Genomic DNA, 12,802 nt, shown 5'->3' on the forward strand with positions numbered 1-12,802 from the left:
CTGTTTTTCCGTAATGTTTTAATTGTTTGATTACGATTTCTGAATTCAAAAAACATATGGATCGCACCTATTTTTATGATTTTCAACCTTTATAATTCTCCTCAAACCGCCAAGCATCCCGACACATGGCAATAATATCCCGCTTCGCTGTCCACCCTAATTCCCGCTTTGCTTTAGACGCATCAGCGTAACACTCAGCAATATCACCTGGTCTCCGATCAACAATTTCATAAGAGATTTCAACACCATTCGCTTCTTCAAATGCCTTTACTAATTCTAGTACGCTTGTACCTCGGCCAGTACCTAAGTTATAAATATGAACACCTTCAGTAAGATGACTAAGTGCCCTGCCTCTAATAGAGCTACACATGTATGGGAGCCAATATAGCCCGCACCACCGGTTACTAAAATATTCACTAAAATAACTCGCTCCCTTCCATAATAGGTAATAAAAAACTCCACAAGGGGGACACCAAACATGTCCAATATTACTGAAAAAGTAGCTTTCATAATGCATATATATTTCAAATATATGGCAATCGGACAATAAATGGCCTTGGGCGGACAATAAGTTGCCTAATCTCGACAATAAATGGCTCTTATTGGACAATAAAAGTCATTCTAGGACAATAAGTTTGAAATGGCTCGGTTTTTTCAGTGGTCTTGAACCGTCTCCATTCTTCTAATGAGCTACCTGAAAATTTATATTATTCGCTTCAAAAGAGTCTATTCTTATTATGTATATAAAAGTCTATCAATCATTCATCAGTTAGATTCCTGACTTTGAATGACTTCTCCTTCTTGCATCGGACAAGGGGACAGGTTTGGTGTCCCATCATTATACTATTTGCGCTCAGGCACTAAATCTTTCATTTTATTCTCATCTATCGCCAAGCAGCATTTCTTATACTTTTTGCCGCTTCCACAGGGGCATGGATCGTTCCTTCCAATTTTCTCCCCCGTCCTTATGTCAAATACATTAGTAGTATCAAAATCAAACGGCTTATCCGGCAGTGGTCTGAGATTTGGCTTCTCGAACTTTCCGAAAATTTCCTGAGGTGTATGACCGTTATTTTCCCATATTCTAATATTATTCGAAAGTTCCATTACAAGCTGTATCACTTCATTCGTCTGATTCATATCTTCGAAGGTAATACCTTTATCATGGAAGATATTAAAAATGGTCTGAATATCTGCTCCAAATTGACATATTCCATGAATATCCTCGCAGAGCCACTCTGCTTTCTCATTATCGCCCTTAAAGAAATTCTTCTTCACATATTTTAGTAGTGCATTATACTGTTTTGTTTTCTCAAAATATCCATCATCAACGTATTTGAGCAGCTCATTTTTCTTCGGAACGTAGTGAGGCTTGTCCGCCTTTTTTCTTAACATTAAGTCAAATTCATTATATACATGAATCGTCTCATGAACAAAGTAATCCTTTTGGGTGTGGACAAAAGCATCCTCTAACTCCTTCGGCGTGTCAGCTAAAAGACTTTCCACTTCACTAACACTAATTTGCTCTTCATTCTGTTTATTATAGATTTCTACAACTGTATCTTTATGGACCATGCCATAGAGATTAACTAAAGCGATTATATATTCTTTTAACTGGTTCATTGCGTCACTCCGTTCAATTTTATACTACTTTTTGAGATTTCGTATGGGAAAGTAGATATTAATTCAGTTTAATAATATGAAGATACACTTTTCCACTAGGTAGTTTATTCCTCTGCATCATGATTGCGGATGTACCCTGTTTTGCGCCAAGCTCCAACTTTGATAATAAAACCATCCTTCAACAAATCAGAAAGTGCTTTTTCAATTGTTGTGACGCTACATGGCCATCCTATTGAACTTTCCTCCAGAACTTCATAGTAGCTTTCCTTTGTTTTCTCTGGGACAGGGGGGTTATCATTTATGTGCGTTGTTTGAATGGGGGCTTACAAAGAACCTATTTTACGCTTACGTTGATGTTTTTTATCTCCCACCATGTTTACCTTTTTCTTGTTCAAGCTGCTTCTGTGCAGTCTTCACATGTTCAATAAAATCCCTCTCAACTTGAGTTAATTGATCTTTGCTTCGTTCTTTATATTTCTGATACTCCGATTCTGCTTTGATTTTTGCCTTTTCATGGCTAATTTTCCCTGCGTGATTTAGTAACTCACTACCACTCATTTTTATAAAGTCATCTAATTTCTCTATCCAATCCTTCATGTACATAGGTCTTTGTCTAATTGCCTGTAGCTCAGCAAATTCTAAATAAGCAGTTACTAATCTATTTAAAATCTTCATCTCATCTTCTCTTAAATAATTCTTGGCAATTGAGGCGTCTGCTTTTCTTAAACTCTTACCATCAAAAGCTGTCATTCCCATGAGGTCCTTGTCTGCATCAGCACGCAAATAAACAATTTCTCCAGCTGTATGACCATGAGCTGCATAGTGCATTTTATTCTGTACTATTTGGAAAAACTCGGTTGATTCTGATGCTCTTGGATCATAATCAATACTTGTTGCATAAATATCAAGTATTTGTCGATAAAAGACTTTCTCACTTGAACGAATATCTCTAATGCGCTCAAGAAGTTCCTAAAATAACCCCCCCTCCCGCATTCTTAAGGAGGTCATCATTCATAGCAAAACCATTTTTCAGATACTCCTTTAAGATACTGTTTGCCCAGATACGAAATTGTGTACCACGAAGCGACTTTACTCGGTAACCGACTGAGATTATAACATCGAGGTTATAATAGTCAACTTGATAGGTTTTACCATCAGCTGCAGTGTAGGCAAATTTTGCCCATACTGAATCCTTCTCAAGCTCACCTTCATTAAAAACATTTCTTATATGCTTACCAATTACACTTCTATCTCGTTGAAACAGCACTGCCATTTGATCTATTGAAAGCCATACAGTATCACCATCAAAATTTGTTTCTATATTTAGTTAAACCATCATCAGTCTGATACATGATTATTCTTGAATTCATCAGATCACCTCGTTTATATAGATTGGTTACTCCCCCTTGAAATACGGAGGATTCTGACCGCTTTATCCTAAAATCCCGACCATTAATTAGTTTCAGTATGTGATTATCAGGATTTCTGTTATGTAAAAATAGAATGTATGCTCAATTACTTTTCAGTATTAAGCATAGAAAATAACCCCTTATTCGGTGATAGTTTTTCGTTAATTTTATTATACCAAATTCGGGGGGTCCGTTATTAGATAAATATCTGTGTTACTGAATTTTCAAATATCGGTGGGGATTTTTCAGTGTTCTCGAACCGTCCCCATGTTTTTTAGAGATAACGCAATATTCTGACAATTATTCCAACAAAACCTACCTGAAACCTCCACTCGGCATCACTAACAATTATAACTCAAAATCCTTATTCCACATGAAATCTATCAAGAACTTTTCTTACCTGCTCATTAAGCGATTCCTTATCGTATTCAATTTTGTATATTAGGTATTCTATCATTTCCCTTAGCTTTAGCAGACCGTATCTCAGCATATTCAGCAGACTTTTCTGGAGATACATTTGCTAACCTTTTTGATGTTTCTTTCCAGTGTTAGTTGAATTGTAATATCTGTACAAATCAAATTTTCATCAAGTAGTTTTATTAATTCATTCATAGCTCGACCTCTCAATAATCCTTTGCTAGCTAGAGTATAACAGTAAAGCCCTAATTCAACCAACGTTGGAAAGAAGCAAATACGAGCTTACGCGTATTATATATTTTTCCATTAACCCACCTAAGTTTAATGTCCCTTTAATATTATTATGGTAGTAATGAAGCGGTACTTGCATAGATTCACCGGAAGCGTCAAACCGTAAAATAGTCCACACCTATTCAATTTGGTGTGGACTTACTTTACGCTTATATTGAAAAGGCTAGAAAAAACGTTCTTTCTTCAGTCTTTATAATTCTCCTCAAACCGCCAAGCATCCCGACACATGGCAATAATATCTCGCTTCGCTGTCCAGCCTAATTCCCTCTTTGCTTTTGTTGCATCAGCGTAGCACTCAGCAATATCCCCAGGTCTACGGTCAACAATTTCATATGGTACTTCAATACCGTTAGCTTTTTCAAATGCCTTCACTAACTCTAGCACACTAGTTCCCTTCCCAGTTCCCAAGTTATAAATATGGACACCTTCAGTAAGTTGGTCTAATGCAGCAACATGCCCTTCTGCTAAATCCATCACATGAATATAATCCCTCACACCAGTTCCATCCACCGTAGGATAGTCATTTCCGAAGATGCTTAATTTCTCTAGCTTCCCTCTTGCCACTTGGGTTACATATGGCATAAGATTATTTGGGATTCCATTAGGAGCCTCACCAATTAATCCACTTTCATGGGCTCCCACTGGGTTAAAATATCGAAGAAGCGCTACTGAAAATGTAGGATTCGCCTTAGCTATATCAGCTAAAATACGCTCACACATCGCTTTAGATTCACCATAAGGATTTGTTGTTGGTAAAAGATTCAGCGTTTCTACAAAAGGCACCTTATTATCTCCGTACACAGTTGCAGATGAACTAAAAACAAACCGATTTACACCGTATTTCAAACAAGCCTTAGTAAGAACCATGGTGCTACCAATATTGTTATAATAGTAATCCTGCGGCTTCTCTACTGACTCACCAACTGCCTTAAGACCAGCAAAATGAATCACACCGTCAATCTTATAATTTCTAAAAATAATATCAACAGCTTCCGCATCCGTTACGTCAATTTCAAAAAAATTAACTTCCTTATCTGCGATGTCCATAATCTTTACAACAGTTTCACGGTTACTGTTGCAAAGATTATCTACAATAATGACGGAATGCCCTGCCTCTAGCAAAACAACACATGTATGGGAGCCTATGAAACCAGCACCACCAGTAACTAGTATGTTCATTAGAATGATTACTCCTTTATCCTACAAACCCTCTAACCACTTCACAAACCTTCTCAATATCCTCTTCCTTCAAATACGGATGCATCGGTAGCGAAAGCACTATATCACTAAGCTCATTCGTCACTTCAAAATCCTTGTCATCATATTCTAAATATGAGAACGCCCCTTGTTTATGCATTGGTTTTATATAATAAATCATACTAGGAATTCCCTGCTCTTTCAGTTTTGCTTGCAAACTATCTCTTTGCTCTTTATTCTTCAACTTTATAGTGTATTGGGCGAAGCTTGAATAATAACCCTCTGGTATAACGGGTGTTTCAACAATACCCTGTAATTTTTCAGTGTATAATTGATACGCACGATTCACATCTTCTAATTCATGTTCGATAAAAGCTTTTAGCTTCACTTTTAATATCGCTGCTTGGATTGTATCAAGCCTTGAGTTAACACCAATCCTTACGTTATCGTATTTATCTTCACCTTTTCCATGAATCTTTAATGATTTCAACAATTTCGCTAAGTCGTCATCGTTCGTGAAAATCGCTCCGCCATCACCATAACATCCTAGTGGCTTAGCTGGAAAAAAAGATGTTGTTGCGGCATCTCCGAAACTGCAAGCTCTTTTTCCATTAATATTGCCACCAAACCCTTGAGCACCATCTTCTAAAATTAATAAATTATATTTCTTCGCTATTTTCTCTATCTCATAGTAATCCGCAGGAAGGCCAAATAAATCAACAGGAATAATCACCTTTGGAGTTAATTTACCTTCTTCGATTGTTTTTATAATAGCTTGCTCTAATTTAACTGTATCAATATTAAACGTGTCTCTATCAACATCTACAAATACAGGAGTTGCTCCTCTAAACGAAACAATTTCTCCTGTTGAAAAGAAGGTGAAGTCAGGGACAAAAACGGCATCGCCTTCTTTAATATCCCATGCCATCATAACTAGAGTCATCGCTTCAGTACCATTGGCGCAGGAAATACAGTGCTTTACACCAACGTACTCTGCCAATTGTTCCTCCAACTCTGTTACTTCCTTGCCACCAATATAATTCGCATTGGTAATAACTTCATTTATAGCGGAATCAATTTCCTCTTTATATTTTTGGTATTGAGCTTTTAAATCTCTGAATTCCATCATCCATCAATCTCCATCAAAATATAATTTGACCTACTCTCGCTTCTCTTTAAGTTCGCCATCGCCGCTAAGTGCATAGTCTCTGCCACATTCATGACACTTTAATTCGTTTTTTAGCACCATACCGCATTCACATACCCACCCTATTTGTTTAGCAGGTACACCCGCCATTAAAGCGTGGTCAGGAACATCCTTTGTTACGACTGCACCTGAAGCAATCATGGCCCATCGTCCAATTGTATTGCCGCATACAATCGTTGCATTTGCCCCAATAGATGCACCGTATTTAACTAGCGTCTGCTTATATCCTTCAGTACCTTTTGGATATTTACTTCTTGGTGTTAAATCATTAGTAAAAACCATCGAAGGACCACAAAAAACATAATCCTCTAATTCAACACCCTCATAAACCGATACATTGTTTTGGATTTTTACCCCATTGCCAATTTTAACGTTATTACCTATATTTACATTTTGGCCTAAGGAGCATTTCTCCCCAATTTGAGCCCCATTGTGAACATGGCAAAAATGCCATACTTTCGTACCGTCACCAATTGTTACATTTTCATCAATATAGCTGCTTTCATGGACAAAATAGCTCATCGGTCAAACCTGCCTTTAAAATCCAATGTACTGCATTCTTCCAATGGGAGCTTTACACTTTTGCCTTCTGCTGCTGATTTATAGATAGCTAGCACAAGCTCCAAAGCCCTTCTTCCATCTTCTGCTGTAACATAAGGTTCTCTATCATTTTGAATGGCATCAATGACATCAGCATAAAGAGGATTATGCCCAAAACCATAGACAGTTGGTGGATTTTCATGATATTTTTCTTTTACTTCATCTGGATCATCTAACTTATCAGCAAACTGCCATTCCTCAATGATATTGACAGATTTACCACCAGCCTTAACTGTGCCTTTCTCGCCAAATATATACAATGTTTCTTCAAGATTTGTTGGAAAAATATTTGTAGTCCCCTCTACAATTCCATAACTTCCATTGGCAAACTTAATAAGTGCCATCCCTAAGTCTTCAGCTTCAATGAAGTTATGTTTCAAATTATCAGTCATACCGACGACTTCAATTATCTCGTCGCCCATCATCCAACGCAAAAGATCAATATTATGTATGCACTGGTTCATCAGTGCTCCCCCATCTTGTTCCCAAGTACCACGCCAAGGAGCTTGTTTATAATAATCTTCTCCCCTATTCCAACGGATATGGGCAGTACCATGGAGCAACCTTCCGAAGCGTTCTTGTTCTACTGCTTCTCTGATTTTTTGAATGGATTTATTAAAACGGTTTTGGTGGCATGCGCTCACCTTTACATTTTTTTCTTTCGCTTTTTTAATGATTTCATCAGCTTCTTCGAGTGATAATGCGATAGGTTTTTCAATAATTAGATTAGCTCCCGCTTCTATACAATCTAAAGCAATTTGGCCGTGTTTGCCACTCTCCGTACAAATAGCGACTAACTCTGGTTTTTCCTTTTCTAACAACTCTTTGTAGTCGGTATATTGTCGAGTCGATTTTGGTAGGTTAAATCTTGAAATCTTTTCTTCCATACTCTCAGGTACAATATCACATAAAGCTACGATTTCAAGCTCATTTTCAATAGCAGCGGCTATATGGTTTAGCGAAATTCTGCCGCAGCCTATTAATGCATATCTTAAACTCATGATGCTCCCCCTTTTTATTAACTAAAGTCACGGTTGTTCTTTCTGGGCTAACTCATAAAAGTAACTAGTTGTATTCACTTACTATAGCTTTACAAATATATTCTGCTGCACGACCATCGCCAAACACGAGTGGTTGTGGATGCTGCAAACAGTCTAATTCTCTATTTACTGTTTTTAAAATTGTCGTAACATCAATTGGACTTAACATATTCCATCCATTTTCCAAAGTTTCTACCCATTCCGTTTGATCTCTTAGTGTTGTGCAAGGTGTTTTCAGAAAATACGCTTCCTTTTGCAGACCGCCTGAATCGGTAACAACCATATAGGCACTTGCTGTTAAGTAAAGCATCAACAGGTAACCTACAGGCTTGATAATTATTACATTATTTAATGTCATATCCAACTCTTCAATCAACTTCCGAGTTCTTGGATGGAGCGGTAGTAAAACTGGCTTGTCCATTTTTTCAAATGATGAAAAAATTCCACGTAATTTAGTAGGATTATCCGTATTTTCTGCACGGTGAATGGTAGCCAAATAAAATTCTTTTTCTTTAAGATTAGGTATATCCCCATTCTCATTTCTTAATTCTTCCAACCAAGCGCCATTCGAATAACGGCTTTTAGAGATTTCTATATTCCGAATGACCACATCATACATAATGTCTCCTGTATTAATTACACCAGCTGTAATTCCTTCCTTTTTCAAATTTTCAACAGCTGTTTCTGTTGGACAAAGCAGTAATTTAGAAATATGATCTGTTAATATTCTATTTTGTTCTTCAGGCATCCGTTTATTATAACTGCGTAGTCCTGCTTCCACATGAAATACTGGGATATGTAACTTACTGGCGGCTAATGCTCCCGCTAACGTGGAATTTGTGTCACCATAGACGAGCATGCCATCTGGCTTCTCTTTCAATATAATCTCTTCAATTTTCTCAAGCATACGTCCTGTTTGTAAACCGTGCCCACCAGAGCCGACGCCTAAATTATAATCTGGTTTCGGTATGCCTAGTTCTTCAAAAAAGACATCTGACATATTTGCATCGTAATGCTGACCTGTATGTACTAAGATTTCTTCATTTTCTTTCCTAAATACTTCAGAAAAGGGCGCCGCCTTAATAAATTGAGGGCGGGCACCGATGATTGTTAGTAATTTCATTTCCTACATTACCCTCTCATTGAAAAATTTTAAAAATTCATTGGAACATCCTTTTTGTTCTTTTTAGTTTGTTGAATATCTTTCTTTCCTTCTGCATTTGTTTTGTCTAAAAGAACTATAATTGTTCTTAATTGAATAATGATATCTAACCAGAAAGAATAGTTACGTATATAGTATAAGTCAAATCTTAGTTTATCCTCGACATCAGTCGTGTATTTACCCATGATTTGTGCATAACCTGTAATTCCTGGCTTTACAGTTGTGCGATACCCATAATAATGATGATCCTGCATATATTGATTTATGAAATATTCTCGTTCAGGTCTAGGGCCGACTACTGACATATCACCTTTTAAGACATTCCAAAATTGGGGAAGCTCATCAATTCTCGTTTTTCTAATGAATTTACCGATTTTTGTGATTCTAGGGTCGTTTTCTGTCGCTAAAGTTGGGCCTGTTAACTTCTCTGCCCCATTCACCATTGAGCGGAATTTATAAATAGTAAACTCATTATTCGCTCTTCCCAATCTCTTTTGTTTATACAAAACTGGAGATTTAGGATCTTCTAATTTTATTAGTAAACTTATAAAGAGAAAAAGTGGGGATAGCAACACTAAAATGAATAGTGAAAATATTATATCATATATCCTTTTCGATAATAGTTGATCCCATAATAATCCAAATGGTTTTACCGCCATTACCATTGTATCACCAACCGATGTAATCGATGATTTTGATAACATTAAATCGTAAAGGTCTGGTATGACAAATACTATTTTTCCATTTTTAATGGAATGGTATATATAGTCAGAACGAATCGTTCCAGACACACTGGCACCAACAAAAACATAATCGACACTTTCTATCAAACTATTAATACGATTAGATGAATTATGCACCCCAATTTCGATTATTTTGACCGCTCGGCCTAGCGTACTTTTTATTTGTTCAATTACCTTTTCTTTCTCATACAAGTCATCACTAATAAGGAGGACACTGCCTTCAAACTTTTGTTCAGTAACTTTTTTGAATAACATCTTCCATGTAACTAATAAGATGGTTTCAATCAAAAAGGCTATTATTATAACTGTCCTTGGCAAGGCAAACTCTCTAAATAAAAACGAGACCGACATCGTAAGAAACATCATAAATGTTGATGCTACGATTACATTGCGAATAATATCCCACTTGCCTTTTCTATTTAAATTGTATAAATCATATATGGCTAAAAAGAACAAAGTGATTAGAAGAATCCATGGAATTAACGATATAAACGACTCCCAGTTCCTTTCTGGTATGTTATCATATCGAATAATAAACGCTATAATATAGGCGAAAAATACTAAAAATAAATCAACCGCTAGTATGATTACTTTTCGCCGTCTTTCGACAATATGCATAAAAAAACCCCTAGCTTTGCTATTTTAATAATTTAAGTTTAGCATAACTAGGAGAATTTAAGTATGTTATTTTGTAGGGGTTTTTCCAAAGTGATTACTTTGCCATAATCGTTTTTAACCTTTTGGCAAGCTGGTCCGCTTGTTTTTCCCTATTAAAATGTTCTTGGATAATATGTTTCCCTTGACTTGGTTTGCAGTTACTATTATTGTTTGCGACATATTTCATAACATTTACTAGATTATTTTTTCCTTCCTCAGTTAAAGAACCATACATTCCGATTTTATAGGTTGTTAATACTTGCTCTATTTCTCCACTAACAGTTGATATAATCGGCTTATCGTGAAGAATATAATCAAATAATTTATTCGGTAATGCATCTTTAAAAAGCGGGATATTCTTCAAACAGATAATAAATGCATCTGCGATTGTTAAATAATCGTTTATTTTCTCCTTTGGAACTGACGGCAGGAGTGTCACTTTATCCGACAACTTTCTTTCGTCGACGGCAGTTAATAATTTTTCCCTTTCTGGTCCAGAGCCTATCAACAAAAATTTAATATTATTTTCACCTTTTAATTGTTCAGCTGCATCGATAATCTGATATAAGTCATTAGCAGGACCGTGTGAACCAGCATAAACAAACACAAAATCATCTGCTTTATATTGTAACTGCCCCCTTAACAGATCCCGCTGAGCATTACGAGTATCAATATTTATAATAATAGTTTCCATGTCAATGCCATTTGGCAAAAAATAAACTTTATTTTTTGAAACGCCCTTCTCTATTAGTCTAGAATGAATTCCATTTGTTAGGGCAATTATACAATCCGCATGATGATAAAGAGTCTGCTCCATCCAGCGCATAATTTTGACGATTCTTTTGCTTTCTGGAACCCCATTTATTTGCACTAAGGAATCTGGCCATAAATCACGGACTTCTAAAACAAAACTAGTTCTTCTAAGCTTTGCTATTAATAAAGATGAAAAGGCTGTAAATAAAGGTGGTGAAGAGCCAATAATGACATCAGGCTTATCTCTTTTACACAAACCAATAATCAATAGCAAGAAAGAAAATAATAACATATTTAAACTTCGAAGTTTTCCATTTCCTTTATATGAATTGGCACCGACCCATTGAAAGATAAAACCTTCCATTTTTTCTTCCTTACTAATTGTATAAGAGTGAAATCGGTACTTTTTATTATGATGGATAAAATTGCAGCCGAATAATCTTACCCGAAAGTCCTTCGCTAAATATTTAGCCAATTCATAATGCCTTGTACTGGCTGGATACTCAGGAGTAATGCTATATTGATTGATGATCCAAATGGTTTTTTTCATGATTTACACCTAGCAATCGATTATATAGGTCATCTAATTTTTTGCTCTCCGCTTCCCAATTACCTTCTGTTAAACTCCACTTTAGGGCATTTTCTCTACACTTTTGAAGCTTCATCTTATCTGCAGCAAGTTCATTAATTGCTTTTGCAATACTCTCTGGATTAAAGGGATCAAATAACTTTCCAAAATGTACTTGCTGATTTAATCGCGAAATCTCTGGAATTTCACTAGCACATACTGCTAATCCAGCCATCAAATACTCTGAAAGCTTATTAGGAAAGCTATAAAGATTATTTAAGCACGTTGGTTTATAAGGGATTACACCGATATCAGCGTTTTGAGCTTCTTTCACAAGTTCTGTCATCGATACAGGTGGACAAAAGACTACTTTCCCTTCTTTAATTAAATTCTGGGCTATGTCACGAAGTTCAGCTTCAATTGGACCAAACCCTCTGAGATGCAGAACTACATTTGCTGAAACGTACTCAAATGACTTTATTAACTCCTCTAAGCCGCGGTCCTTCATATAACCGCCGTGATAAAGAACGATGATTGGGTCTGACGTTTCTTTTGCAGGTATCTTGGTTGTGATAGCTTGCTTCATCGTGAAATTATGGAGGATAATTGGTTTCTTTTTGAGTTGATAACGACTTTTCAACTCATTGGCAATCGACTCATTTACCGTAATAATTTCATCTGTTCTTTTAACTAGCCATCCTTCAACTAACATTACCACTTTTTTGAATAATGGCGGAAAGTCTGGACGTTGTTCAATCCATAGCTCATGAGAATCATAAACTAGTTTAGCCTTTCTTAATTTAGCAGCTACAAAAGCAACTGGAAGCATTTCAAAATCATGGGCATGATAAATATCTGCATTTTGTTTAAAAGCTGCTTGCCCGATTTTGACAGCAGCTACTAATTTTCTAATGACTTTTTTAAAAACTGATGCTTTGCCACCTTTATCATTCTTTATGCTATTTATCCGACAAATTTGATAACAGCCAGTCTTTTCATGTGCTGCTTTTTCAAGTGAGTATCTTTCTCCAACTACTGTTAATTGACACTTTTGACCGACTATACTTGCTTCTTTCGTTACACGAGGGTCGGAGCTTACTTCATTCATCACAAGCATACAAACTTTTTTATTCAT

10 protein-coding genes and 2 pseudogenes are annotated in these 12,802 nt (G+C 36.3%); all 12 read right to left on the reverse strand.

Annotation, left to right across the window (positions count from 1 at the left end):
• Positions 1–82: 82 nt before the first annotated feature.
• A pseudogene (locus tag GX497_01385) lies at positions 83–346 on the reverse strand (UDP-glucose 4-epimerase GalE).
• On the reverse strand, positions 304–462 hold the full coding sequence (locus tag GX497_01390; protein HHY71889.1) for an NAD-dependent epimerase/dehydratase family protein: 159 nt from the start codon (positions 460–462) through the stop codon (positions 304–306). Before GX497_01390 ends, GX497_01385 begins: the two are co-directional and overlap by 43 nt.
• A gap of 381 nt (positions 463–843) precedes the next feature.
• Positions 844–1,623 carry a hypothetical protein gene (locus GX497_01395; GenBank protein HHY71890.1) on the reverse strand — a complete coding sequence of 260 codons (780 nt, stop codon included), beginning with the start codon at positions 1,621–1,623 and terminating at the stop codon, positions 844–846.
• A 360-nt stretch (positions 1,624–1,983) separates the two neighbouring features.
• Positions 1,984–2,896: pseudogene (locus GX497_01400) on the reverse strand (virulence RhuM family protein).
• Positions 2,897–3,923: 1,027 nt separating this feature from the next.
• Complete coding sequence (gene galE / locus GX497_01405) at positions 3,924–4,919, reverse strand: UDP-glucose 4-epimerase GalE (protein ID HHY71891.1); 996 nt, start codon at positions 4,917–4,919, stop codon at positions 3,924–3,926.
• A 16-nt stretch (positions 4,920–4,935) separates the two neighbouring features.
• Entirely contained in the window at positions 4,936–6,063 is a 1,128-nt protein-coding gene (locus tag GX497_01410; protein HHY71892.1) for a DegT/DnrJ/EryC1/StrS family aminotransferase, read from the reverse strand.
• Between the two features lie 33 nt (positions 6,064–6,096).
• Entirely contained in the window at positions 6,097–6,666 is a 570-nt protein-coding gene (locus GX497_01415; GenBank protein ID HHY71893.1) for an N-acetyltransferase, read from the reverse strand.
• Entirely contained in the window at positions 6,663–7,745 is a 1,083-nt protein-coding gene (locus GX497_01420; protein ID HHY71894.1) for a Gfo/Idh/MocA family oxidoreductase, read from the reverse strand. Before GX497_01420 ends, GX497_01415 begins: the two co-directional genes overlap by 4 nt.
• 64 nt (positions 7,746–7,809) lie before the next feature.
• Entirely contained in the window at positions 7,810–8,907 is a 1,098-nt protein-coding gene (gene wecB, locus GX497_01425; protein HHY71895.1) for a UDP-N-acetylglucosamine 2-epimerase (non-hydrolyzing), read from the reverse strand.
• 29 nt (positions 8,908–8,936) lie between these two features.
• Positions 8,937–10,307, reverse strand: a complete 1,371-nt coding sequence (locus tag GX497_01430; GenBank protein HHY71896.1) for a sugar transferase — start codon at positions 10,305–10,307, stop codon at positions 8,937–8,939.
• 94 nt (positions 10,308–10,401) lie between these two features.
• On the reverse strand, positions 10,402–11,649 hold the full coding sequence (locus tag GX497_01435) for a glycosyltransferase family 4 protein (GenBank protein ID HHY71897.1): 1,248 nt from the start codon (positions 11,647–11,649) through the stop codon (positions 10,402–10,404).
• Positions 11,615–12,802, reverse strand: a complete 1,188-nt coding sequence (locus GX497_01440) for a glycosyltransferase family 4 protein (protein HHY71898.1) — start codon at positions 12,800–12,802, stop codon at positions 11,615–11,617. The genes GX497_01435 and GX497_01440 overlap by 35 nt, the downstream gene beginning before the upstream one ends.

Origin of the sequence: Bacillus sp. (in: firmicutes) (assembly GCA_012842745.1) — a bacterium.
Taxonomy (GTDB): Bacteria; Bacillota; Bacilli; order Bacillales; family Bacillaceae_J; genus Schinkia.

Bases quoted from the DNA above. Each gene is read 5' to 3' on its own strand.
- GX497_01395 (HHY71890.1), bottom strand. From the start codon at position 1,623: ATGAACCAGTTAAAAGAATATATAATCGCTTTAGTTAATCTCTATGGC.
- galE (HHY71891.1), bottom strand. From the start codon at position 4,919: ATGAACATACTAGTTACTGGTGGTGCTGGTTTCATAGGCTCCCATACA.
- GX497_01410 (HHY71892.1), bottom strand. From the start codon at position 6,063: ATGGAATTCAGAGATTTAAAAGCTCAATACCAAAAATATAAAGAGGAA.
- GX497_01415 (HHY71893.1), bottom strand. From the start codon at position 6,666: ATGAGCTATTTTGTCCATGAAAGCAGCTATATTGATGAAAATGTAACA.
- GX497_01420 (HHY71894.1), bottom strand. From the start codon at position 7,745: ATGAGTTTAAGATATGCATTAATAGGCTGCGGCAGAATTTCGCTAAAC.
- wecB (HHY71895.1), bottom strand. From the start codon at position 8,907: ATGAAATTACTAACAATCATCGGTGCCCGCCCTCAATTTATTAAGGCG.
- GX497_01430 (HHY71896.1), bottom strand. From the start codon at position 10,307: ATGCATATTGTCGAAAGACGGCGAAAAGTAATCATACTAGCGGTTGAT.
- GX497_01435 (HHY71897.1), bottom strand. From the start codon at position 11,649: ATGAAAAAAACCATTTGGATCATCAATCAATATAGCATTACTCCTGAG.
- GX497_01440 (HHY71898.1), bottom strand. From the start codon at position 12,802: ATGAATAAAAAAGTTTGTATGCTTGTGATGAATGAAGTAAGCTCCGAC.